The sequence below is a fragment of the Pseudomonas sp. BF-RE-25 genome (genome assembly GCF_019956105.1).
GTDB lineage: Bacteria > Pseudomonadota > Gammaproteobacteria > Pseudomonadales > Pseudomonadaceae > Aquipseudomonas > Aquipseudomonas migulae.
Window position 1 is genome coordinate 344154 of the sequence record NZ_JAHBDB010000011.1, and the last position, 24238, is coordinate 368391.

The 24238-nt window shown below is 60.0% G+C and carries 17 protein-coding genes; 6 read left to right on the forward strand and 11 right to left on the reverse strand.

Annotated elements, in window-relative coordinates:
- The first annotated feature begins 41 nt into the window (after positions 1 to 41).
- From KGB24_RS07125 to KGB24_RS07135, 3 genes are read left to right on the forward strand one after another with little or no spacing between them, the layout of a single operon-like run.
- Positions 42 to 1286: an exonuclease SbcCD subunit D C-terminal domain-containing protein gene (locus KGB24_RS07125; protein ID WP_223416624.1), complete on the forward strand. Its 1245-nt coding sequence runs from the start codon at positions 42 to 44 to the stop codon at positions 1284 to 1286.
- On the forward strand, positions 1283 to 4924 hold the full coding sequence (locus KGB24_RS07130) for an SbcC/MukB-like Walker B domain-containing protein (protein WP_223416623.1): 3642 nt from the start codon (positions 1283 to 1285) through the stop codon (positions 4922 to 4924). The genes KGB24_RS07125 and KGB24_RS07130 overlap by 4 nt, the downstream gene beginning before the upstream one ends.
- Entirely contained in the window at positions 4921 to 5517 is a 597-nt protein-coding gene (locus tag KGB24_RS07135; RefSeq protein ID WP_192496296.1) for a glutathione S-transferase, read from the forward strand. Before KGB24_RS07130 ends, KGB24_RS07135 begins: the two co-directional genes overlap by 4 nt.
- A 104-nt stretch (positions 5518 to 5621) precedes the next feature.
- Here KGB24_RS07135 and KGB24_RS07140 read toward each other — a convergent pair whose 3' ends face one another.
- The 9 genes from KGB24_RS07140 to KGB24_RS07175 all read right to left on the reverse strand — a co-directional run bounded on the left by KGB24_RS07140 (position 5622) and on the right by KGB24_RS07175 (position 12576).
- On the reverse strand, positions 5622 to 5879 hold the full coding sequence (locus tag KGB24_RS07140; protein WP_008030107.1) for a hypothetical protein: 258 nt from the start codon (positions 5877 to 5879) through the stop codon (positions 5622 to 5624).
- Positions 5876 to 6088 (reverse strand): hypothetical protein, encoded by a 213-nt coding sequence (locus KGB24_RS07145; protein ID WP_008030105.1) that lies wholly within the window; start codon positions 6086 to 6088, stop codon positions 5876 to 5878. The genes KGB24_RS07140 and KGB24_RS07145 overlap by 4 nt, the downstream gene beginning before the upstream one ends.
- Before the next feature lie 115 nt (positions 6089 to 6203).
- Entirely contained in the window at positions 6204 to 6329 is a 126-nt protein-coding gene (locus tag KGB24_RS29215; protein ID WP_008030104.1) for a hypothetical protein, read from the reverse strand.
- Positions 6330 to 6540: 211 nt separating this feature from the next.
- On the reverse strand, positions 6541 to 6720 hold the full coding sequence (locus KGB24_RS07150; RefSeq protein WP_008030101.1) for a hypothetical protein: 180 nt from the start codon (positions 6718 to 6720) through the stop codon (positions 6541 to 6543).
- Between the two features lie 155 nt (positions 6721 to 6875).
- The gene (locus tag KGB24_RS07155; RefSeq protein ID WP_223416621.1) at positions 6876 to 8045 is read right to left on the reverse strand and encodes a lactonase family protein; all 1170 of its coding nucleotides are present in this window, start codon (positions 8043 to 8045) and stop codon (positions 6876 to 6878) included.
- Positions 8038 to 8334 carry a DUF5629 family protein gene (locus KGB24_RS07160; RefSeq protein ID WP_008030097.1) on the reverse strand — a complete coding sequence of 99 codons (297 nt, stop codon included), beginning with the start codon at positions 8332 to 8334 and terminating at the stop codon, positions 8038 to 8040. Before KGB24_RS07160 ends, KGB24_RS07155 begins: the two co-directional genes overlap by 8 nt.
- Before the next feature lie 199 nt (positions 8335 to 8533).
- Positions 8534 to 10108, reverse strand: coding sequence for an aldehyde dehydrogenase (NADP(+)) (locus KGB24_RS07165; RefSeq protein WP_223416620.1), 1575 nt, complete (start codon positions 10106 to 10108; stop codon positions 8534 to 8536).
- Positions 10109 to 10118: 10 nt separating this feature from the next.
- Positions 10119 to 11111 (reverse strand): AraD1 family protein, encoded by a 993-nt coding sequence (gene araD1, locus KGB24_RS07170; protein WP_223416619.1) that lies wholly within the window; start codon positions 11109 to 11111, stop codon positions 10119 to 10121.
- A 142-nt stretch (positions 11112 to 11253) separates the two neighbouring features.
- On the reverse strand, positions 11254 to 12576 hold the full coding sequence (locus KGB24_RS07175; protein ID WP_223416617.1) for an MFS transporter: 1323 nt from the start codon (positions 12574 to 12576) through the stop codon (positions 11254 to 11256).
- Positions 12577 to 12769: 193 nt separating this feature from the next.
- Here KGB24_RS07175 and KGB24_RS07180 point away from each other — a divergent pair, with 193 nt between their 5' ends.
- The 3 genes from KGB24_RS07180 to KGB24_RS07190 all read left to right on the forward strand — a co-directional run bounded on the left by KGB24_RS07180 (position 12770) and on the right by KGB24_RS07190 (position 20303).
- Positions 12770 to 14506 (forward strand): IlvD/Edd family dehydratase, encoded by a 1737-nt coding sequence (locus KGB24_RS07180; RefSeq protein WP_008030087.1) that lies wholly within the window; start codon positions 12770 to 12772, stop codon positions 14504 to 14506.
- A 100-nt stretch (positions 14507 to 14606) separates the two neighbouring features.
- Positions 14607 to 15326, forward strand: coding sequence for a FadR/GntR family transcriptional regulator (locus KGB24_RS07185; RefSeq protein ID WP_008030085.1), 720 nt, complete (start codon positions 14607 to 14609; stop codon positions 15324 to 15326).
- A 279-nt stretch (positions 15327 to 15605) separates the two neighbouring features.
- Entirely contained in the window at positions 15606 to 20303 is a 4698-nt protein-coding gene (locus tag KGB24_RS07190) for a dermonecrotic toxin domain-containing protein (RefSeq protein WP_223414516.1), read from the forward strand.
- A gap of 234 nt (positions 20304 to 20537) precedes the next feature.
- Here the strand turns inward: KGB24_RS07190 and KGB24_RS07195 are convergent, their stop codons facing one another.
- Positions 20538 to 22922 carry an efflux RND transporter permease subunit gene (locus tag KGB24_RS07195; RefSeq protein ID WP_008030082.1) on the reverse strand — a complete coding sequence of 795 codons (2385 nt, stop codon included), beginning with the start codon at positions 22920 to 22922 and terminating at the stop codon, positions 20538 to 20540.
- Between the two features lie 28 nt (positions 22923 to 22950).
- Positions 22951 to 24024, reverse strand: a complete 1074-nt coding sequence (locus KGB24_RS07200; RefSeq protein WP_223414515.1) for a WD40/YVTN/BNR-like repeat-containing protein — start codon at positions 24022 to 24024, stop codon at positions 22951 to 22953.
- Positions 24025 to 24238: the final 214 nt, after the last annotated feature.

Genomic DNA, 24238 nt, shown 5'->3' on the forward strand with positions numbered 1-24238 from the left:
ATTTCCTCGCGGCCATCACCTTATTTCCTACGGAGCTCGCCTTGCGTCTGTTTCACACCTCCGACTGGCACCTTGGGCAGAACCTGCACGGCCAGGAACGCGATTTCGAGCACGGCTGTTTCCTCGATTGGCTGCTGCATCAACTGAAACTGGACCAGCCCGATGTGCTGTTGATCGCCGGCGATATTTTCGACACGGTCAATCCACCGGTCAAAGCCCAGGAGCGCCTCTACGATTTCATCGTCAGCGCCCACGAACAGCAGCCGAAGCTGACCATCGTGATGATCGCCGGCAATCATGATTCCGGTTCGCGCATCGAATTGCCTGCACCGTTGATGCGCCGTTTGCGCACGCATGCGCTGGGTCGTGTGTTGTGGCTGGATGACGGCCAACTCGACGCCGAGCGCCTGCTGCTGCCACTGCCGGACGCCAAGGGTAAAACCGTCGCCTGGTGCCTGGCGTTGCCATTTTTGCGACCTGCCGAAGTGACCGGCGCACACCTGGGCGACAACTACCTGCGCGGGATCGGCCAGGTTCACGAATGGCTGATCGAAGCCGCCAACGCCAAGCGCAAGAAAGGTCAGGCGCTGATTGCCATCAGTCATGCGCACATGGCCGGCGGTTCGGTGTCCGAAGACTCCGAGCGCAGCCTGATCATCGGCAACGCCGAAGCGCTGCCCGCCAGTCTCTTCGGCCCGAGCATCAGCTACGTTGCCCTTGGCCACTTGCACAAACCACAGAAGGTCAACGGTGAAGAACGCATTCGCTACAGCGGCTCGCCGATTCCACTGTCGTTTTCCGAAATCGGTTATCAGCATCAGATTCTCGACGTCCGGCTCGACGGCGAAACCCTGATCAGCGTCGAACCGAAACTGATTCCCCGCGCCGTCAACCTGCAACGTATCGGCCCGGCGCCTCTGGCCGACATCCTGCTACAACTGGGCGACCTGCCGAACATCGACTTGCTCGCCGACATTCAGCGTCAGCCGTGGCTGGAAGTGCGGGTGCGCCTCGACGAGCCACAACCGGACTTGCGCCATCAGGTCGAAACCGCCCTGCAAGGCAAAGCCGTGCGCCTGGTGCGCATCGCCGCTGAATACGCCGGCAACGGCAGCCGTGATGGCCTCGATGACGGTGCGACCCTGCTTGAACTGGACCAGCTCACGCCTCAGGAATTGTTCAGCCGCGCCTGGCAGGACAACTACGGCAGCGAGGTCGATGAGCAAACGCTGAAGGACTTCGCCGAGCTGTTGCAAGACGTGCAGATGGAGAGCGAACAGCCATGAAAATTCTCGCGATCCGCCTGAAAAACCTCGCCTCCCTGGCCGGGCCGTTTGAAATCGACTTCACCGCCGAACCGTTGGCCAGCGCCGGTTTGTTCGCCATTACCGGGCCGACCGGTGCCGGTAAAAGTACCTTGCTCGATGCCTTGTGCCTGGCGCTGTTCGGCGCCGTGCCTAGGCTGAGCAACGCGCAAGTGTCGGCCAAAGCGCCGGACGCCGACGGTGAAATCAGCACCGGTGACCCGCGCACATTGCTGCGTCGCGGTACGGGCGAAGGCTTTGCCGAAGTGGATTTCGTCGGCATCGATGGCCGTCGCTACCGCGCGCGCTGGGAAGCCAATCGCGCCCGGGAAAAGGCCGGCGGCAAGCTGCAACACAGCCGTCAGAGCCTGCGCGACATAGATCTGGATCAACTGCTGGCCAGTCAGAAAGTCGAATTCAAGGTCCAGCTCGAAGCTGTCCTGGGCTTGAACTTCGAGCAGTTCACCCGCGCCGTGTTGCTGGCCCAGAGCGAATTCAGTGCGTTCCTCAAGGCCAACGACAACGAACGCAGCGAACTGCTGGAAAAACTCACCGACACCGCGCTCTACACGCGTCTCGGCCGTCGCGCCTTCGACAAGGCCAAAGAGGCCCGTGAAGCGCACAAGCTGTTGCAGGATCAGGCCACCGGCGTCACGCCGCTGTCGACCGAAGCCCGCGCAGAACTGGATGAACGCTTCAACGAAGCACAGCAGCAATTGAAGGCTCAACAGGCGCAACTCAAACAGTTGGAGTTGCAACACACCTGGCTGAAAGAGCTGCGCCAATTGCAGGACGAGCAGCTCAGCGCCACAGAGCAACTGACCAGCGCCCGGCAGGACTGGGAAAACCTGGCCAGCGACCGCTTGAAGCTGACTCGACTGGAACAACTGGCACCACAACGGCACCAGTTCGCCCGCAAGACCGAACTGACCGCCCAGCTCACGCCGCTGGCCGCGCAGATCCAGCAGCACACCGGGCAAGAACAGGATCTGCAAACCCGTCAGACGCAACTCGAACACAGCCTCAGCGCGGCGCAAACCGCGCTGATCGAGGCACAAAGCCAACACACTTCAAGCACGCCACTGCTGCGCCAGGCCTTTGAGGCGCAAAGCACCCTCGCCCGCCTGATCAAGGACACCGGCCTCAGCGCCGACCTCAAGCAGCAAGCGGAGCGGGCCTGCTCCGAAGGCCAACAGACGATTCAAGGTTTGCTTGAGCAGCAGAACCGGGTTGCCGAGCGTCTGCAACGGATTGCCGCCGAACTTGAGCAAAGCACCCATCTGGCGCCGCTCAGCGATGCCTGGAACGCCTACCGCGACCGCTTGCAACAATTGATGCTGATCGGCAATCGATTGAACAAGGGGCAGGCGGAACTGGCCTCTCTGGAGCAGAACGCCACCCATGCCGCCGAGGAATTGGCGGCGCAAAAACAGAATCTGGAAGTGCTCTACAAAGAGGCCGGCGCCGAGCCTGATGCGGTGGCCGAACAGATCCAGCTGCTGGGCACTCTGTTGCAGGACAACCGCAAGCAACTGCGCGCCATTGAAGAGCTGACGCGACTGTGGACTGGCCAGCAGGAACTGGACAAGCGCATCGCCGAATTGCAGCAACGTCAAACCGTTGCCCAGCAGGAGCGCGACCGCCTGACCCAGGACGGGGTGAAGACCAAAAACGAATTGACCGTGGCCGAACAGACCCTGACGGTGACCCGCGAACTGCTGGAACGTCAGCGTCTGGCACGCAGCGCCAGTGTCGAAGAACTGCGCGAGCAATTGCAGGACGATCAGCCCTGCCCGGTCTGCGGCAGCCCGGACCATCCTTATCATCAACCGGAAGCGCTGCTGCAAAGCCTCGGCCGCCATGATGAAAGCGAACAGGCCAACGCGCAAAAAGCGGTGGATTCGCTCAAGGAAAAACTCACCGACCTGCGTACCGAAGTCGGCGGCGTGATTGCGCAACAGAAGGAATTGCTGCAACAGCAGGAGCAACTGCTCGCTCAGCAGCAAAGCTTGGCCCCGAGCCTCGATGCGCACCCGTTATCCGCGCAGCTTTTCACCCAGGACAGCGCCAAACGCGATGCCTGGTTGAACCAGCAAAACAGCCAGTTGAACCAAAGCATCACGCAGGACGAACAGCGCCAAACCGCCCTGCTCACCCTGCAGCAGGACGCCACGCGCCTGCAACAGCAACTGCGCAACGCCGAAACCGCGAGTCTGCAGGCGACCCAGCATCTGGCCAACCAGCAACGCGAGTTGAGCAATGACCGTCAGCGCCTGGACGAAGAGCTGATCGCGTTCAGCACCCTGCTCCCGGCCGACACACTGGACGCCTTGCGCAACGAACCGGCTGCGACCTTCATGCAGCTCGACCGGCAGATCGCCCAGCGCCTGGAGCACCTCGACCAGCAACGCGATGAACTGAGCGAACAGCTACAACGCCAGCAGACGCTGGAGAAGGAACAGGATCGTCAACTGACCCGCGTCCAGCAGCTGGAAACAGCTCAGCGCCAGTTCACCACGCTCACCGAGCAGCAACAGGCTTGCCAGCAGCAACTGACGCAACTGCTCGGTTCCCACAGCAGCGCCGAACACTGGCAACAGCAACTGGATCAAGCCGTCGAACAGGCGCGCAATGCCCAGGCGACCGTCAGTCAGGAACTGCAATCGGTGCGCACGCACCTGGTGCAACTGGCTGCGGAACTGAAAGCGCAGCAAGACCGTCTGCTCGCCCTTGAAAGCGAAGATCGTGAACTGGGCCTGAAGATTGCCGACTGGCGCGCCTTGCATCCGGAACTGGATGACGGCGGCCTTGAGCACTTGCTGAGCGTCGACGACCAGCAGGTCAGCGAGTTGCGCCAACGGTTGCAGCACAACGAAAAAGCTATCGAACAAGCCAAGGTGTTGTTGCAGGAACGCGATAAGCGTCTGACCAGTCATCAGGCGCAGCACAACGGTAATCTCGATGCCGCGCAACTGGCCACCGCCCTGTCCGAGCTGCAAAACCAGTTTTCCGCCAGCGAGCACCGTTGCGCCGAACTGCGCGCCGAACAGGCAGAGGACCAGCGCCGGCAGAACGCCAATCAGGCCCTGGCGCAACAGATCGCCGACGCTTACAGCGAGTATCAGCGCTGGGCGCGCTTGAATGCCTTGATCGGCTCCGCGACCGGCGACACCTTCCGCAAGATCGCCCAGGCCTACAACCTCGACCTGCTGGTGCATCACGCCAACGTGCAGTTGCGGCAACTGGTGCGGCGCTATCGCCTCAAACGCGGCGGCAGCATGCTGGGCTTGCTGGTGATGGACACCGAGATGGGCGACGAGCTGCGTTCGGTGCATTCGCTGTCGGGTGGCGAGACGTTCCTGGTGTCGTTGGCCCTGGCATTGGGTCTGGCTTCGATGGCGTCGAGCACGCTGAAAATCGAATCGCTGTTCATCGACGAAGGCTTCGGCAGCCTCGACCCCGAATCCCTGCAACTGGCGATGGACGCCCTCGACGGCTTGCAGGCTCAGGGCCGCAAGGTCGCGGTGATTTCCCACGTCCAGGAAATGCACGAACGGATCCCGGTGCAGATCCAGGTCCATCGTCAGGGCAACGGCCTGAGTACCCTGGAGGTGAAATGACCACGCTGTACTCCTTCCGCCGCTGCCCGTATGCCATGCGGGCGCGGATGGCCCTGCGTTACTCGGACGTTGCCGTGAACATCGTCGAGGTCAGCCTGAAGGCCAAGCCTGCCGAGATGCTCGCGCTGTCGAGCAAAGGCACGGTGCCGGTGCTGAGCGTCGACGGCCAAGTGATCGATGAAAGTCTGGCGATCATGCACTGGGCATTGGCGCAGAACGATCCGCAGGACTGGTTGCTCAAGGATGATCCTGCGGGGCAAGCGCAGATCGCCGCGTTGATCGAAGAGAACGATCAGGTGTTCAAGGTGCATCTGAATCGCTACAAGTACGCCGAGCGTTATCCCGAGCAGCCAATGGCGTTTTATCGCAGCGAGGGTGAGGTGTTCTTGCGCAGGCTGGAGGCGTTGCTGGAGGGCCGCGATTACTTGCTGGCGGCGCATCCGAGCCTGGCGGATGTGGCGTTGATGCCGTTCGTACGGCAGTTCGCCCATGTCGATCGCGAGTGGTTCGGGCAGACGCCTTACGTGCGGTTGCAGGCGTGGCTACAGCGATTCCTGGAGTCGGACCTGTTCACATCAATCATGAAGAAATGATCCCCCTGTAGGAGCCAGCTTGCTGGCGATGGAGTGTCAGTCGACGCAACTGTGCCTGACACACCATCGCCGGCAAGCCGGCTCCTACAGTGAGCGGTGGCGTATCAGGCGAACACTTCACACATCTGCAGCACCGAGCAATCGACCTGGAACGGCCCGAAGAAATCGCCTTGGCGTTTGATCGGTGGATTACCGGCCAGCAGGCCCATGGCCTTTTCGGTTTCGATGCTGCGAGCGAGGTTGTGATTGGCTTCGATAGCGCGCGCCACGGAACCCGCCGAGGCTTGTCCGATGCCCAACAGTGATGAGCCATTGGTCATGAACGCCAGGAAGGCGATGACCCAGAGTTTGCCCCCTTTCATGCCCCTGTCACTCCCGCCACGTCTGCGTGATCGATCACGGCGTTTTGTGCGCGGTGCTCGAACTGAATGGCGGGATAAGCGACCTGAATCGGTGCGTCGATTTCGTGTTGAGATTGCGCGGTAATGCTGACAACCAACACCAGCGCCACGTAAAGACCGATGGCCAGGTAGGCGCCGTGTTTGGCAGAAGTGAGGATTGCGCTGGCCATGGTGTTCTCCGTGGGCATGTTTCAGTGCCCACAGAATCGATCAAAAAAGCTGTGATAACCACTCAGGGTTATCCATAGTCACCATCAGCTTCGTTGATCATTAAGCCAGTCTATTTCAGCCTTCGATAAAACTCATCATGCGCTCTCGGGCAGCGTCAGGCTCGCCTGGAACGGGCGTTGCGGCAGATAAAATGGGGGTTGAATAGAGGAACAGGAGTACCACGGCCAGACGCATCGCCATGCTGTCGATCCTTTTTATAGTAGAAGGAGTCAATAAATCAGCGTCAAATTTAAACTCATGGCCATGTGATATCAAGCGCAGTATTAATAGCAATATGATGCTGTCGTAAACGCGTTATGCAGGAGCGACATCACTCAGGCTTTCTCGAAGCCTTTCAGCTTGATCCGCGCAAGTGACTTCGCTCCTGCATAAAGGGTGCAGGGCTTGGCTTTCAGGCTTGGGTTTTGTGATCCAGGGCTGCGTAGAAGTTGGCGCTCTGTTGCAGGTATTTCTGGGTGTAGCTCTGGGCGTGGGATTTTTTGTCGCTGATTTCAACGTTGGCGCTGGCTGGCAGAGCAACGGTGGCAGAGATGGCGGATGCGGCGATGACAGAGAAGAGATTGAAGTTCATGGCGGTATTCCTCGGATTCAGTTGGCTTGCTTGCCCGGTGGGGCCGTGAAGCAAACTTAACTGCCGAGGCTGACGCCTTGAAATCTTTTGTAGCAGTAGCAGATATCAGCGTCATTAATAGAAGGATGCAGGCCCCATCAACCGGGGCCTGCGGCCTATTGACGCACCAGGAATTTCAGATCGCTCGGGGCATCCATCGGCAGTTTCTGCACGGTTTTACCCAGCAGGCCACTCTTGGCATCGCGTTCGACGACGACAATCTGGTTGCTCTTCTGATTGGCGATCAGCACGAACCTGCCACTCGGATCGAGGCTGAACTCGCGCGGGTGATCCCCTTCCACCGAACGGCGTTGCAGCTCTTTGAGGTGGCCGGTCGCCGGGTCAATGGCAAACACCAGCAACTGATTGGCGGTGCCACGGTTGCTGACGTAGAGGAATTTGCCATCCTTTGATGCATGCAACGCTGCGGCGGCTTTGTCCGACGTCGGTTGCCCGGCCGCCAGATCGACCATTTGCGTTCGCTCAAGCGTGCCGTCGCGGTAATCGAACACTGCGACCTGCGCGCTCATTTCCAGGGTCAGCCACGCGTGTTTGCCATCGGCGCTGAACAGCAAATGCCGTGGTCCGCTGCCGGGCGGCAACTGGACCGACGCGGGTGTGGCCGCGATCAACGGCAAGTCCGGGTTGGCCTTCGGATCGAAGCGATAGACAAAGATCTTGTCCGCGCCCAAATCATTGGAGAACACAAACTTGCCATCCGGCGAGGACACCGTCGAATGCACATGCGCCGACATCTGCCGCTCGGGGTTGACCCGGCTGGACGGATGACTGCTCATTTGCACCACGGGTTTGAGCGTGCCATCGGCGCCCACCGGCAACACCGCCAGCGTGCCGCCCGGGTCTTCACTCACGGAATAATTGCTGACGAACAGGTGGCTGGCATCGCCACTGAGGCTCGAATGGGTCGGCTCGTTGCCCAGGCTCTGGACCTGATTGATCAGGCGCAGCGCATGGGTTTTGGCGTCGATCGCATAACTGCTGACGCGCCCGACCGGGTCTTTTTGTCCCGGGCCGTTTTCGTTGACCACGAACAGGTGCCGCTGATCGTTGGACAGGGTCAACCAGGACGGGTTTTCGCTGTTGACCACTTGCAACGGCTTGGCGTCGAGCTGCCCGGTGGCGCTGTCGAAATTCAGGCGATAAATGCCCTGGCTTTGCCCTGCGGTGTAGGAACCCACGAGCAGTTGAAAGTCGTCGGCGGATGCGGCTTGAACACCCATTGCACCGATGCTGCCGGCGATCAACAGCGGCCAGATGTTACGCATCCTCTTGTTCGTCGTCTTCGTTGTCGCCGCTGACGACGTCGCCGAGGCAGACCAGACGGTGTTCGCCGCCGTCGTCCTTGATCAGCCAGCTCTGCAAAGTCGAATCGAAGGTTGCCGCTTGAACCTGAGCGGGGGTGAATTCCCAGTGTTTGGCCGCTCGACCGTCCATGCATTCGATGTGCAGATTGTCGTCGACATCAAGGGCGAATTCGAAGGCATGCAAGCCGTCGATTTCCACCATTCCGCAGTGTTCGAGGGCGTTGAGCAAGGTGTCGGTTGAGGCAGTCATGGCAGTCAATCTTTGAAGGGGAAAGACGCAATGATAGCGCAATGTGGAAGCGGCTCAGAGCCGACCACAAAACTCCCACACCACACAGCCCCTGTAGGAGCAAGCTTGCTCGCGATGACGGTGACACATTCAATATCAATGCGACTGTCACACCGCTATCGCGAGCAAGCTTGCTCCTACAGGGGATCGCGTTCAGCCGTTAGAGCGCATCACGCGACGGCTGCCCATCCACCAACCGCTGAATTCGCAGCGGGTTGCCATTCTTCAACGCCTCCGGCAGCAGGCTGTCGGGGTAGTTCTGGAAGCACACCGGCCGCAGGAAGCGGTCAATCGCCAGCGTGCCCACCGAGGTGCCACGCGCATCGGACGTCGCCGGGTACGGCCCGCCATGGACCATCGAATCGCAGACTTCCACACCGGTCGGATAGCCGTTGAGCAGGATTCGTCCGACCTTCTGTTCCAGCAACGCCGTCAATTCGCTGAACTGCTCGAAGTCTGCCGGTTCGCCAATGATCGTTGCCGTGAGTTGTCCGTGCAGGCCATTTAAAGCAGCGCTGAGTTGCGCCTGATCCGCCACCTCGACAAACACCGTAGTCGGGCCGAAGACCTCTTCCTGCAACACTTCATCGCCGTCGAGCAACAGACTGACATCGGCCTTGAACAGCTGCGGCTGCGCCTGATTACCTTGCTGCGGATTACCCGCCAGGTGCGTCACACCCGGATGCGCGAGGAGTTTTTGCAGGCCTTGGCCATAACTGCTCAACGTCCCGGCATTGAGCATGGTTTGCGCAGGCTGATCGTTGATCAACCCCGCCACCTGCTGCACAAACGCACTGAACTGCGCCGAGCGAATGCCGATCACCAGGCCGGGGTTGGTGCAGAACTGGCCACAGCCTTGCACCACCGAAGCGGTCAGGTCACGGGCCACGCTTTCAGCACGAACGGCCAGGGCCTGCGGCAAGACGATCACCGGGTTGATGCTCGACATCTCGGCAAACACCGGGATCGGTTGTGCACGCGCAGCGGCCATGTCGCACAACGCCCGTCCACCCTTGAGCGAACCGGTGAAACCGACTGCCTGAATCGCCGGGTGCTTGACCAGCGCTTCGCCGACCCCGCCGCCGTAGATCATGTTGAACACGCCGACCGGCATGCCGGTTTTTTCCGCGGCGCGCAGGATTGCATCAGCGACCTGCTCGGCCGTGGCCATGTGACCACTGTGCGCCTTGAACACCACCGGGCAACCGGCGGCCAGGGCGGAAGCGGTGTCGCCGCCGGCGGTGGAAAACGCCAACGGGAAATTGCTGGCGCCAAACACCGCGACCGGGCCGAGACCGATACGGTACTGACGCAGGTCGGGACGCGGCAACGGCTTGCGCTCCGGCAGCGCCAGATCGATCCGCGCGCCATAAAAATCACCGCGCCGCAGCACCTTGGCGAACAGGCGCATCTGGCCGCTGGTGCGACCGCGCTCGCCTTGAATGCGGGCGGCGGGCAGCGCGGTTTCGCGGCAGACCACGGCGACAAATTCATCGCCCAACGCGTCCAGCTCATCGGCAATGGCATCGAGGAATTGCGCGCGGCGCTCGGCGCTCAGGCTGCGATAAGCGGGGTACGCGGCAGCGGCAGCCTTGGCGGCGGCATCGACTTCTTCCGGCGTGGCCTGATAGAAATCGTGAGGTAACGCCTCGCCGGTGCTGGCGTCGACACTCTGGAGTTTGACGCTGCCGCAGGCACTGCGGTGGCCGCCAATATAGTTGTGACCAAGAATCATGGGTTGCTCCTTAAAGAATGCCGATGGTGCCGGGCTCGAAGGCCGCTTCAACCGGTGCGATGCCGTTGATCAACGGCGCACCGAACTCGGCCTGACTGATCTCGAACACATCCCCCGGCCGGGTGCGAATGCCGTCGGCAAAGGACAGGGTCGCGGTCCCGAAGAAGTGAATGTGCACGTCCCCCGGACGCAGGAACTGGCTGTATTTGAAATGGTGGTACTCGAGGTTTTCCAGGCTGTGGCACATGTTGGCCTCGCCGGTGAGAAACTCGTTCTGCCACAGCACTTCGCCGTCGCGCAAAATGCGGCTGGTGCCCGCCAGATGCTCCGGCAATTCACCGACCCGAAGCTCCGGCCCGTAACTGCAACTGCGCAGTTTGGAATGCGCCAGATAGAGGTAGTTCTTGCGCTCCATGACGTGATCGGAAAACTCGTTGCCCACCGCATAACCGAGGCGATACGGCTTGCCGTCGTGGCCGATGACGTAAAGACCGCTGAGCTCGGGTTCTTCTCCGGCGTCTTCGGCAAACGGCGGCAGCGGGAACGGTTGACCGGGGCGAACGACGATGCTGCCGTCACCTTTGTAGAACCATTCCGGTTGCACACCGGCCTGCCCCGCTGCCGGTTTGCCGCCCTCCACGCCCCACTTGAAGATGCGCAGGGTGTCGGTCATCGTTGCTTCGTCGCCGGCCTGCTGATGCATCTTGTCCCGAGCCGAAGCACTGCCCAAATGGGTCAGGCCGGTGCCGCTGACGAGCATGTGTGCCGGGTCCGGATGGTCCAGCGGCGGCAGGATGCGCAGTTTCGCCAGCAGTTCTGCGTAGTCGTGGCTGATGCCCAGGCCCAGGGCGTTCACCTGCTGCTCAAGACTGACGCCCGCCTCGATCGCCGCCAACGCCAGATCGCGCACCGTGCGCGCGTCCTGCACCTCGCGGACCAGACCGCCCTCGACCACGCCAACCCGACGCTCGCCGTTAAACAATTCAAATTGAACCAAACGCATGAATTTTCTCCTGTAAGCAATTCTCAAAAACACCGCAGAACCCTGTAGGAGCCGGCTTGCTGGCGATAGCGGCATGCCTGTCGACATTGATGCCGGATGTGCCGATCGCCATCGCCAGCAAGCCGGCTCCTACAGGTTCGGATCAGGTGCGGGAAGCGCCACGTGCGCTGGCTGCAAACTGGTCCGCCGGCAGAACGTGTTTACGCTCCAGCAACCGATACACCACGCCGGTCAAAATCAGCCCGAACACCATCACACCCGAGAGGAAATACAGCCCCGAAGCCAGGTTGCCGGTGTATTCCTTCAGCGCCCCGATCACGAACGGACCGATGTAGCCACCGAGGTTGCCCACCGAGTTGATCAGCGCGATCCCCGCCGCCGCACTGGCGCCAGCAAAGAACCGGCCCGGCAAGGTCCAGAACACCGCAGTGCAGGAAAACAGAGCGAACGCCACCAGGCACAGCGCCGCCAGTTGCAGCACCGGCACCGTCAGCCAGGCACTGAGAAACAGACCGATAGCCCCCAACACATACAGCACCGCCAGATGGCCGTAGCGATCATTCAAACGGTCGGAACTGCGCGGGATGATCAACAGGCCGATGATCCCGAAAATGTACGGCACCGACGACACGAAACCCGTCACCAGATCAGTGCCACCGAACTGCTTGATCAGCGTCGGCAACCATAGGCCCAGGCCATAAATGCTCAGGGTGACCGGCAGATAAAACAGCGCCAGCAGCAACACGCGTTTGTCTTTGAGCGCATGCAACGGATTACCGTGGCGGGTCTGGCCGTACTCCTCAAGGTCCTTTTTCAGTTCGCCGGCCAGCCAGTCTTTCTCGGGCTGATCCATCCATTTCACCTGTTGCGGACCGTCAGGCAGCCAACGTAGCACCGGCCAGGTCAGCAGGATCGCCGGGGAGCCGATGACGATGAACAGCCACTGCCAGCCGTGCAATCCGAGGATGCCGTCCATGCCGAGCAGGCCGCCGGATACCGGGCCGGTGATCAGCATGGCGATCGGTTGGGAGAGGATGAACAGCCCGAGGATCTTGCCGCGATGGCGAACCGGGAACCACTGCGTGATGTAGTACAGAACGCCCGGGAAGAACCCGGCTTCGGCGGCGCCGAGCAGAAAGCGCATCACGTAGAAGCTGTGCGCCCCTTGAACGAAGGCCATGCCGATGGTGATGGCGCCCCAGGTGACCATGATCCGCGCAAACCAGCGCCGCGCGCCGAAGCGTTCGAGCATCAGGTTGCTGGGGATTTCCAGCAGGAAGTAACCAATGAAAAACAGCCCGGCACCAAGGCCGTAAGCCGCATCGCCGATACCGATGTCGGCGCCCATGTGCAGCTTGGCGAAGCCCACGGCGGAGCGATCCACATAGGCGATCAGGTACAGCAGGATCAGGAAGGGAATCAGTTTCAGCGTGATGCGACGAATAAGCCGCAGTTCCTGGCTCATGAGATCGGTCTCCGATTGTTGTTGTTATAGAACCTCGGGGGACGCCTCTCGCCAAAAACTGCCAGGGCCTTCCCTCCGTTGGAGCGGACTATATAGTAATACTATTTACGCAACAACACTTCCAAACAGATTGAATTGCGCTTATGTTACGCCTCAGCCAGAACAATATAGTCATACAATAAGAGAATCGATCATGTCTGATAAGAAACCCACCCTGCGCTCCGCCCAATGGTTTGGCACTGCCGACAAGAACGGCTTCATGTACCGCAGCTGGATGAAGAATCAGGGCATCGCCGACCACCAGTTCCACGGCAAACCGATCATCGGCATCTGCAACACCTGGTCGGAACTGACCCCGTGCAACGCGCATTTCCGCCAGATCGCCGACCACGTCAAACGCGGCGTGATCGAGGCCGGCGGTTTCCCGGTGGAATTTCCGGTGTTCTCCAACGGCGAATCGAACCTGCGCCCGACCGCCATGTTTACCCGCAACCTGACGAGCATGGACGTCGAAGAAGCGATTCGCGGCAACCCGATTGACGGCGTGGTGCTGCTGACCGGTTGCGATAAAACCACCCCGGCGCTGTTGATGGGCGCGGCCAGTTGCGACGTGCCCGCCATCGTCGTCACCGGCGGGCCAATGCTCAACGGCAAGCACAAGGGCCAGGACATCGGCTCGGGAACCGTGGTCTGGCAGCTCAGCGAACAAGTGAAAGCGGGCACCATTTCCATCGATGACTTCCTCGCGGCCGAGGGCGGCATGTCCCGCTCCGCCGGCACTTGCAACACCATGGGCACCGCATCGACCATGGCGTGCATGGCCGAAGCACTCGGCACTTCCCTGCCCCACAACGCCGCGATTCCGGCGGTGGATGCGCGCCGTTATGTGTTGGCGCACATGTCCGGCATGCGTGCGGTGGAGATGGTCCGCGAAGATTTGAAACTGTCGAAGATCCTTACCAAAGAAGCCTTCGAAAACGCCATTCGGGTCAATGCCGCCATCGGTGGTTCGACCAACGCCGTGATCCACTTGAAAGCCATCGCCGGCCGCATCGGCGTGGAACTGGAGCTGGACGACTGGACCCGCATCGGGCGTGGCATGCCGACCATCGTCGACCTGCAACCCTCCGGGCGCTTCCTGATGGAAGAGTTCTACTACGCCGGTGGCTTGCCTGCGGTGTTGCGTCGCCTCGGTGAAGCCAACCTGATTCCCAATCCAAATGCCTTGACCGTCAACGGCAAGACCCTCGGCGAGAACACCAAGGACGCGCCGATCTACGGTCAGGACGAAGTGATCCGCACCCTCGACAACCCGATCCGCGCTGACGGCGGCATCTGCGTATTGCGCGGTAACCTGGCGCCACTCGGCGCGGTGCTCAAACCGTCCGCCGCCACGGCTGAGCTGATGCAGCATCGCGGGCGTGCGGTGGTGTTCGAGAACTTCGACATGTACAAGGCGCGGATCAACGATCCGGAGCTGGACGTGGATGCCAACTCGATTCTGGTGATGAAAAACTGCGGGCCGAAGGGTTATCCGGGCATGGCTGAAGTCGGCAACATGGGCTTGCCGGCCAAACTGCTGGCCCAAGGTGTGACGGACATGGTGCGTATTTCCGATGCGCGCATGAGCGGCACCGCGTACGGCACGGTGGTGTTGCACGTAGCACCGGAAGCAGCGGCCGGCGGGCCTTTGGCAGCGGTGAAGGAAGGCGACTGGATCGAACTCGATTGCGCCAACGGGCGTCTGCACCTGGACATTCCGGACGCTGAACTGGCGGCGCGCATGGCCGATCTGCAACCGCCGCAGCAGATGATCCTCGGTGGATATCGCCAGCTATACATCGACCATGTGTTGCAAGCGGATCAGGGCTGCGACTTCGACTTCCTGGTCGGTTGCCGCGGGGCCGAAGTCCCCCGCCACTCCCACTAACCCCGCAACCCTTGTAGGAGCCGGCTTGCTCTGGCGACCGTCCTCGCCGCGCCTGCTATCATGCGCAGCACCTCCCCCGCACAGGATCGCGCCGTTCCCCATGGATTACCGCAAACCCTCCGACCGCAAAAGCATGCACTCGCGCATTGTCCAGGAACTGGGCATGCAGATCGTTTCGGGACGCTTCAAACCGGACGACAAACTGCCCGCCGAAGCCCTGTTGTGCGAGGAGTACGCGGTCAGCCGTCCGGTGCTGCGCGAGGCCACTCGCGTGTTGGTCGCCAAAGGCCTGGTGTATTCCCGTCCGCGTGTCGGCACGGTGGTCAAGCAGCGCAAGGAATGGCACATGCTCGACCCGGACGTGCTGCACTGGCTGATGCAAAGCAGCCCGCAGAATCAGTTCTTCGATCTGCTGACCAGCGTGCGCAGCATCATCGAACCGGCAGCGGCGGCCCTCGCTGCGCAATTCGCCACCGACGAAGACATTGCCTCTATCGGCGAAGCCTACCAACGCATGGAAGCCGCGCCGACGCCTGAAGCCCTGTTGCAACCGGACCTGGATTTCCACAGCCGCATCGCCGACGCCACCCACAACGACCTGCTGGCGAACCTGTGCAACATGCTGTCGGTGGCGATTGCCGAAGCGTTGAAGCATTCCAACCAGCGGCCGAACCTGCATGAATTGGCGTTGCCACGGCACAAGGCGATTCTCACCGCCATCGAAAACCGCGATGCGCTGGGTGCACGGCATGCAACGCTGGTGCAGCTGGACGATGCGCGCAGTGCGCTGAATGTGGTGCTGGGCGCCGATCCCTCATAAAAACACGATCCCCTGTAGGAGCCGGCTTGCTGGCGATAGCGTCTGTTCAGACGATAAATATGTTGGCTGACCCACCGCCATCGCCAGCAAGCCGGCTCCTACAAGGGTTGCGTTGATCTTCAGATGCAAAAAAGCCGCAACCCTGGTTGCGGCTTTTTCGTTTCTGGCCTGAACGCAGGCCTTAGCCTATCGCCTCGCTCCCTGTGCGGTACCCGGCTACCGCACATCCCTTTCGATTCGGTTTTACGTTGAGGAACCACACATGCAAAGGATTGCATCATGCCCACACCTGCATCACCACCCGCCGCCGCAAGCGACACCGACATCATCGCGCGGGCGGTTCACACCCGATTCAATACCCGACCGACCTTACGCTCGCAAACCGCTCGCCTGCTCAAGGACGGCATTCTGGAAAAATACCCGCAACTGGCGTTCGACCCTGAACGAACCAAAATTGCCCAACCGATCCCGGATGGCGCTTGGCGGCTGACGCTGCTTCTGGACGTGGTACTCGACTACCTGGCCAGCGGCGCATTCCCCGATCTCAGCGAGCAATACGGTCGCAGCTGTTTTTTGACAAACCGTGTCCCCGCGCAACTTACCGTCGACAACACGACATCGCGACTGCCCGATCTGCAAGTGATTGCGCAGGTCATCCGTGAATTACCCGACATTTTCTACATCGGCACTCAGGAATCATTGACCGCCTGTTGGAACGAACAGGACGACAGCGGCGTCAGTCGCTGGCAATGGCTGGGGAACCTGCTCGCCGGCGTGTTGAAAACATCCGCGACGCGCCTCGCAGCAAGTGATGCCGAGCAGGCCGGGATTCTATTGGAGCTGGCCCGCCAACCCGACAACCGCGAACGCCTTCTGCGTCCTTGGGCCAAAGGTGCAATTGAAGCCTGCACGCTGCAAGTCACGCTGAGCAGAGGCGACATGTCGTTCACACTGCAGGTGCCGGATATCCTGGTGATTTGCGGCGAAACCCATTTGTTGTGCAGCGTGACCGGCAACATCGAATCGTTCCCGTCCCTGCAAGCCTTCGGTGCCGCATGGGGCGCGCGGTTTCAGCAAGACTTCACGGCGGACTCCATCACCTGGAAACGTTTTGCTCCGGACGGCAACATCTTTGATACCCAGGCAGCTCTGCTGCTGAACCGGCAACTGGAAGATTTGGAGTCGCTCAAACTGCCCGCACACGAAAACGTGGCCAGCCTTGAAAAGCGTTTTGATGCGATCACCGATGTCGCCGCACTGTTTATCGGCAGCGACAACCACCCGACGCACCTTCACGCCCTACAGACAACGATTCCCGAGTGGTTGCAGGGCGCCAGCGCCACTGATCGCATGGCCTGGCGTAAACACACGTTGTCGATGGCCAGTGTCAAACAGCAGACACAGGGGCGCTCGTTGCCCGACGACGTCGTTGACCTTCGCACATTCGCCAGAAATGCGCTGCATGAGCAAATGCTCAAAGACCAGCCCTTGGCACCCGGCTACAAGTCCGATGAACTGGAACTGACCTTTCACGTGCCTGTCGGCGATTTGGGCAGCGGCTACCTCGAACCCGTCAAAATGTCCCTGACCGAGCTGGCGATAAAAAACCTGGCCGGCAAACCCAAGGGCCGGATGACCCTTCGCCACACCGAAAACCAGCTGATTCAAGACTGGACCACCGAGGCCTATTTGCTGGATCTGGTGAGCCGCGTTGATGTCGGAAAACATTACCCCGAGTACATAGAAGCGCAATTGCTTGGCAACAGTCCCGAAGCCAATGAGCGGCGGCGACTCTTCGGCCTGGAACTGAGCCTGCATTTACCACTGCGCGCCCTTGAGCATTCGATCAAGGGTGAGCATGGCTTCACCTTCCTGGGCTATCGATATGTCGATGCAGTATTCCAGCCGTTGGCCGCCGAGCGCATCGTCGAGGAACGGTCCGTCGTCATCAGGCCATTGGCGTTTCAACGCAAGGCCGGGGCCACGAGTGATGTGGTCAGCAACATGTTCATCATCGAGCCGAAAGACCTGAGCGCAGTCGGCCCGCATATTCTTTACCGACCGCTGTACTCAGAACCCCTGCACCAATACCCCAGCCGTCAGGACTTGCTGAGCGCCATTGCGCAAACTGGCCCGTTGCAAACCAGCGTGCTGACCTGGCTGCCGGATCGCGCACGGCCGATCTACGACAACAACGGGTTCACCGAACCCCACATCGTCCACTTCCATGTTGACGACGAATTCACACTGCCTGAAAAGCCCCAACCGGCGATGCTGGCCGGCGACGAAGCGATTGGTGACTGGCTCACCGCGCTGGAAGAAGGTCGATTGCTGGCCAGTCTGTTCGTCAGCAATGCACGCACACTGATTGATCTGGCGGATCGGCAATCGGTGTCGAATGCCGAAAGCCGTTGGGCGATCATCCTCGAGGGTGGCTGGCTGGTGTTCAACAACCTGATTCTGCCGTTGTTGCGCGGCCCTGCCATGGTGGTGGGCTGGATGCTGCAAATCGCCCACAGCCTGATCAACGATCTGCCAGCGCTGGACAGTGATGACCCGAAGGCACGGAATCAGGCATGGATCGATGTGCTGTTGAACATTGGCCTGTTGGTTCTGCATGTCGCTCGAGAGGAAGGATCCCCGGCACTTTCCGACAGCGCAGCGACGACAGTTCCGGATGCCCTCGCCTCCTTGCGCCGTCCTGCGCAGACATTTTCATGGCCCGCCGAATCGGCTATTACCCAGGACACTGCGGGCCTGCCCTCCGAGCCGCCGGGCAGTGGCAAGACCCTGCTCGATTTCAACCAGTCGAGCGCGCGCGATTCGGCAACCGCCCGACTGTTCAACACGTTACGGGAGGTTCAAGTGCCATGGCCGACGCCCCTGCCAGAGCCCGTTACCACCGGCGTGTTCAAAGGTCTGTACCGGATCGGCAATCTTTGGCACGCCACCATCGCCGGCCTGCTGTTTCGCGTGAGTATCGTGCCCGGGTTCGGCGAGGCGTATCTGATACATCCGGAGCACCCGGATCATCCCGGCATCAAGCTCAAGACCAATGGAGCGGGCCGCTGGACTCTGGATCAAGGGTTGAAACTGATTGGCGGCGGACGCAATTCGAGAATCAGCGCCCAGCGAGAAGTCACACAACAACGCATCAACCTGCTGGAACTCAATCGACAGGATTTCGTGGATCAGCAAGTGCGGGTGCAGAAGCGCGTCGACATTGCAGAAAACCTGATGCAACTGAAAAAAAACGATCCCGCCAGCAATGAACTCGATCGCGCCACGTACAGGCAACGGTTCGTTGATGAGCTGGACAAACAGACCGAAAGCTACGCCACGCTGCTGGCCGAGAAAAGGGAATTGGCCGAGTTGACCAAATCCGATCCCGATCCTGTGCAGTTGTGCAACCTGTCGGAAAACCTCATCAACAATGCCCGCAAACGGATCGTCATTGCTGACTGGGAGCGCGAGGCTGTCAATCAAACGTATGCGGACTTGAGAAATGGCGTCGGGCATTTGCATGACGCGTTGATCCGCGAAGGCGATGCGGTACTGGATCGCTACTTTGAGTTCATGCGCAAAACCTCCGACATCAACGAATCCATGATCAAGTGCCTAGATCAGGTAGACAGCCGACTGCAGGAACTCAAGCAGATCCCTCGCCAGGGCATCGAGTACTGGAAACGACTGACCGGCAACAGGCCCGAAGATGAAATAACGGCACTGCGCGTCAAGTGCTATCAGCTGAGTGTCTTGCGCCTGCTCAGTCTCAAGGCCCTCGGAAGCAGCACCATGGGTGTGCTCGAACGCACCCTCAGCCCTTTGCTGCTACTGTCACGCTCGCATGCCGAACTGCAAACGGAACACACCTACACCAACAGCGACCGGATCGCCGTTCTGGAGAACCTGGTCGATCAGTACAACAAGGCACAGGACGGCCTTGAGGCGATAGGCATTTTCAGCACCGATGAACTGCAGGCACACCCCTTCAATCGTCTGCGCGAGCTCATTGACCAGCTGCGTATCGATGCCGAACAACGTCTGGCGGAAGCGCTTCAACTGCTGCCGCAACCAGAGGAGCCTTCAACGTCGGCATCCGGCGCCAAGCCGCCGGTGAAGCGTCCCTATTCATGGTCCAGTCGCAAGCGGGTGATCAAAACCGCCAAAGGCACATTGATCGGCGATCTTCGACAACGGGTCGCTCACCAGGAAGGAGACATTGTCGACATCAACCATCCGTTCGAAGAAAGGCCACTGGCTTCGTTCCACGAGCACGAGCCCAATGTCTGGGTAGAAATCGTCGATGCCAAACCCGCAGCTACCAAGGCAACGCGCCCCTATCAGCAGCTCAAGGGCGATGCCCGCAAGGCGTTGGCCGATGTCGATAAAAACGTGCAGAAGATCGAGGGTTACGCGCAGCGCGCCAGTTCTCCCAAGGAAATCGAAGAGCAATTGCAACGGGAGGCACAAAAACTGATCGGGTACGCCGATGGACTGGAACAGCACGAAAGTCCTCCGGCCAACCGCGAAACAGACGTTTCGCTGATCAGCGGACTCCGCGACAAAGCGCTTATCCTCGACAACAAGGCCACCGAACTTCGCACCCGCATGACTCTCGCCCGACCGCCCAGTAGCGAGGGGGTGGAGTATCTGTTGCGGCGCAATGAAATTTTTGCGCGAATCAATGGCCACCGGGTTCAGCTGAAAACCGGGCGGCGTGACTTCATGCAAGAGTACGCTTTGTTGAATAAAGACAATCAACCCTGGTGGTACGGGCATTTTCACTACGCCAACGCGGATGATCCCAAGGTCGACTACACCCAGGCGCATCTGAAAACCAGAGAACAACGCTTCGAAACCTACGAATCGGCCATGGCCAAGGCCAAGGATCCGAAGCAGAAAATCGAAATTCATCACGGAATCATCAGCAAGGAACTGGCGAACAGCGATTTTCTACCGTTGCAACCCCGCTGAGGTTTTCAATAGTGTCTAGTCCTGAATGGTTTTACACCTGTTTCAGGACCAGGCAGCCTGTAGGAGCGAGCTTGCTCGCGATGGACTCGAGACCGCCGAGTGAAACCAGAACACCGCTTTATCGTTAGCGCCCATCGCGAGCAAGCTCGCTCCTACAGGTATGCGGCAGTCCGGCACAAAACCCCATAAAAAAGCCGCAACCCAAGGTTGCGGCTTTTTGGTTTTGCCTGAGGTTTAGTGAGCGAACAACGAGTTGCCCTTCTGCCCCGCCAGTTTCTCCGGTTTGATCAGGAAACGAGCCAGCGCCGGCAGCAGCCACAACGCGCCGAACATGTTCCAGAGCAGCATGAAGGTCAGCATCAGGCCCATGTCGGCCTGGAACTTGATGGCCGAGAAGATCCAGGTGCACACGCCGATTGCCAGGCACAGGCCGGTGAACAATACGGCTTTACCGGTGGACTTCAGCGTCTGGTAGTACGCCTCTTGCAACGGCAGACCGGCACGCAGGAAACTTTCCAGGCGGCTGTAGATGTAGATGCCGTAGTCCACGCCAATCCCCACGCCCAATGCCACCACCGGCAAGGTCGCGACTTTGACGCCGATGCCCATGAAGGCCATCAGGGCGTTGCCGAGTACCGACGTCAGCACCAGTGGCAATACGATGCACAAAGTCGCCGCCCAGGAGCGGAAGGTGATCATGCACATGGTCGCGACGCAGATATAGACGAGGATCAGGATGGTCAGCTCGGATTCCTTGATCACTTCGTTGGTGGCCGCCTCGATGCCGGCGTTACCCGCCGCGAGGATGAACTCCAGGCCTTCCTTGTTGTTTTCCTTGGCGAAGTCCTGCACCGCATGAACTGCGCGATCCAGGGTGGCAGCCTTGTGATCGTTGAGGAACACCAGCACCGGCGCCAGGGAGCAACTGTTGTTGTACAGGCCGTCAGCGCGGGCGATGGAGTTGTTCAGCACGTCCGGGTTGCGCGACAGGGTTTCCCATTTCAGGTTGCCCTCGTTCATGCCCTTGATCATCTGCTTGGACACGGTCACCAGCGAGATCGCCGACTGCACGCCCTCGGTGTTCTGCATCTTCCACATCAGTTCGTCGATGGGCGCCATCGCTTCATAGCGCGAGCAACCTTCGGACTTGGTCTTGACCATCACCACCAACACGTCGGAACTGGTGGAGTAGTTGCTGATGATGAAGTTGTTGTCCTTGTTGTAACGCGAATCCGGACGCAGCTCTGGAGCACCTTGATCGAGGTCGCCGATTTTCAGGTTCTGGCTGTACCAGAGGCCGCCACCGAAGGCCAGCAGGGCCAACACTATCGATACCGGGGCGACTTTCGGGCTGGCGAAGTTGGACAGCAGGCGCCAGAACGGGTGTTCGCGGTGCGCGTCTTTCTTGCTGCGCTCGACGGCGCGCTTGCTGATGCCGACGTAGGAAATTGCCACCGGCAATAGGATCAGGTTGGTGAACACAATCACCGCCACACCGATGGATGCGCCGATGGCCAGCTCGCGAATCACGCCGATATCGATGATCAGCAATGTGATGAAGCCCACTGCATCCGCAAGGATCGCGATCATCCCCGGCAGGAACAATTGGCGGAAGGTGCGCCGCGCCGCAGTCAACGCGTTGTCGGCCTCACTGGATTGCAAGGCGATACCGTTGATCTTTTGCACGCCGTGGGAAATACCGATGGCGAAGATCAGGAACGGCACCAGCATCGAGTACGGATCCAGCCCGAAGCCGAAGAAGTGCATCAGGCCGAGCTGCCAGATCACCGCCACCAGCGTCGTGCTCAACACCGCCACGGTGCTGCGCATGCAGTTGGTGAACCAGTACAACAGAATCAGGGTGATGACGAAGGCGACACCGAAGAACATCACCACCATCACCAGGCCATCGATCAGGTCGCCGACTTTCTTGGCGAAACCGACGATGTGGATCTGCACGTTGGGGTTCTGTTTCTCGTACTTGTCGCGGATCTTTTCTTCCAGTTCATGGGAGAACTTGCGGTAGTCCAGGGCCAGCAACTTGCCTTGATCCTGCGGGTCCGGGTAGGACTCCAGCAGCGGGATATCGACGATGCTCGACTTGAAGTCGTTGGCCACCAGGCGCCCGACCTGACCGGACTTGAGCACGTTGTTGCGCAACAAATCGAGGCTTTGCTGGGAGCCGTTGTAGCTCTGCGGGATCACTTCACCCCCGGCGAAGCCCTCCTCCGTCACCTCGGTCCAGCGCACGCTCGGGCTCCACAGCGACTTGAGGCCGGAACGGTCGACGCCGGAGATGTAGAACACCTCGTCGTTGATCTGACGCAGGGTCTCCATGTACTCCTTGGAGAAGATGTCGCCGTCGGTGGCTTCAACCGAAATGCGAACGGTGTTGCCCAGGTTCGCCAGGTCGTTGCGGTGCTCCATCATCTTTTGAATGAACGGATGCTCGAGCGGGATCATCTTTTCGAAACTGGTGGACGGCCGAATCAGCGTCGCTTGCCAGAACAGGAAAATACTCACCAACAGACAGATCACGATCACTGCCGGGCGGTTGTTGAAAATCAGGCGTTCAAGAAACGTCGCCTTGTCTTGGTGATGGCTGCTCAAGGATGTCATAGACCCGCCTTCTTATTATTTGCCCGGCTCATTTGGACGACCCGTTTTTTCCATTCTCTGCACCGGCGCCGGTTGGCGAGGTGACGCGAACGCCGCCCTGTCCTGCCAGAACCAGATTGCCGTCGCCCGCCGCAGTCACCGCCGAAACCGAAATACGATCCGGACGGTTGAACACGCTGAAGGTTGCGCCGTTGTCGTTGCTGCGGATCACCGAGCCACCGTTGCCGACGATCACGATGGAACCGTCGTCGAGCAAGGTCGCACCGGACAGACCGAACTCCAGCGCACCACGGGTGGCTTTCAACTCGACCGGCTCCCAGGTGGTGCCAAAATCGGTGGAGCGGAACAGGTTGCCCCGCAGGCCGTAGGCCAGCAGCGTGTTGGCCTCGGCGGTGCCGATCACGCCGAACAACGAGCCTTCATAGGGGCCTTCGAGTTTTTCCCAGGTCTGCCCCCAGTCGGAGGAACGGAACATGCTGCCCTGCTCACCGACGATGAACAGTCCGGCATCCTTGATCGCTGCAATGGCGTTGAGGTGGTACTGGTCTTCGTTGTCCAGGCGGTCGCTGGCGTCTTCCCAGGTCTTGCCGCCGTCGGTGGTGGCCACCAACGCGCCGTAAGCGCCCACGGCGAAGCCGTTGCTGGCATCCTGGAACCAGACGTCGAGCAGCGGTGATTCGCGTTTCAGGTCTTCATATTGTTTGGTCCAGGTGACGCCACCGTCCTCGCTGGCGAGGATCTGCGCGTCATGCCCGACGGCCCAGCCGTGTTTGTCGTCGACAAAATAGACCGAGGTCAGCAGTGCCCGGGTCGGCACCTTGGCCTGGGTCCAGGTCGCGCCCTGGTCATCGGAATACAGAATGTGCCCGCGATCCCCGACGGCCACCAGGCGCTTGCCGGCGTGCACGACGTCGAGCATCAGGCTTTTGCTGGCTTTGGCGGATTCAACGGAATAGACAACGTCGGTGGCTGGCGCCGCATTGGCCAGCGCAGGTGCCGACAACACGGCACAGCCCAACAGCGAGAGCGCTGTAGCCAGCAATGCGAATTTGCGCAGTGCCGGCGGGCGGCAGATACCCACACCCATGACAGGCTCACTCATAGACCTTCCCCCATTATTATTGTTAGGTCGTTCAACCTTTCAGGGCGCCGTAAGGGGTGCTCATCGGGATTGGATGGTTAGGAGCATAGTCCTGAAACCCGCAATCCAGAGCCCCTTCGGAAGCTGGCTTATCCTATCGGGGTTTGGAAAGGTCTGACAATCGACGCCACGTTATCTTTTGTTAACCTGGGGGGGGATGGGGTTTTTCTGAATG

Coding starts and splice junctions, on each gene's coding strand:
- araD1 (WP_223416619.1), bottom strand. CDS start 11,111: ATGCGTTTGGTTCAATTTGAATTGTTTAACGGCGAGCGTCGGGTTGGC.
- KGB24_RS07185 (WP_008030085.1), top strand. CDS start 14,607: ATGGATTACCGCAAACCCTCCGACCGCAAAAGCATGCACTCGCGCATT.
- KGB24_RS29215 (WP_008030104.1), bottom strand. CDS start 6,329: ATGGCGATGCGTCTGGCCGTGGTACTCCTGTTCCTCTATTCAACCCCC.
- KGB24_RS07160 (WP_008030097.1), bottom strand. CDS start 8,334: ATGACTGCCTCAACCGACACCTTGCTCAACGCCCTCGAACACTGCGGA.
- KGB24_RS07165 (WP_223416620.1), bottom strand. CDS start 10,108: ATGATTCTTGGTCACAACTATATTGGCGGCCACCGCAGTGCCTGCGGC.
- KGB24_RS07195 (WP_008030082.1), bottom strand. CDS start 22,922: ATGACATCCTTGAGCAGCCATCACCAAGACAAGGCGACGTTTCTTGAA.
- KGB24_RS07140 (WP_008030107.1), bottom strand. CDS start 5,879: ATGAAAGGGGGCAAACTCTGGGTCATCGCCTTCCTGGCGTTCATGACC.
- KGB24_RS07130 (WP_223416623.1), top strand. CDS start 1,283: ATGAAAATTCTCGCGATCCGCCTGAAAAACCTCGCCTCCCTGGCCGGG.
- KGB24_RS07135 (WP_192496296.1), top strand. CDS start 4,921: ATGACCACGCTGTACTCCTTCCGCCGCTGCCCGTATGCCATGCGGGCG.
- KGB24_RS07180 (WP_008030087.1), top strand. CDS start 12,770: ATGTCTGATAAGAAACCCACCCTGCGCTCCGCCCAATGGTTTGGCACT.
- KGB24_RS07145 (WP_008030105.1), bottom strand. CDS start 6,088: ATGGCCAGCGCAATCCTCACTTCTGCCAAACACGGCGCCTACCTGGCC.
- KGB24_RS07200 (WP_223414515.1), bottom strand. CDS start 24,024: ATGAGTGAGCCTGTCATGGGTGTGGGTATCTGCCGCCCGCCGGCACTG.
- KGB24_RS07155 (WP_223416621.1), bottom strand. CDS start 8,045: ATGCGTAACATCTGGCCGCTGTTGATCGCCGGCAGCATCGGTGCAATG.
- KGB24_RS07175 (WP_223416617.1), bottom strand. CDS start 12,576: ATGAGCCAGGAACTGCGGCTTATTCGTCGCATCACGCTGAAACTGATT.
- KGB24_RS07190 (WP_223414516.1), top strand. CDS start 15,606: ATGCCCACACCTGCATCACCACCCGCCGCCGCAAGCGACACCGACATC.
- KGB24_RS07150 (WP_008030101.1), bottom strand. CDS start 6,720: ATGAACTTCAATCTCTTCTCTGTCATCGCCGCATCCGCCATCTCTGCC.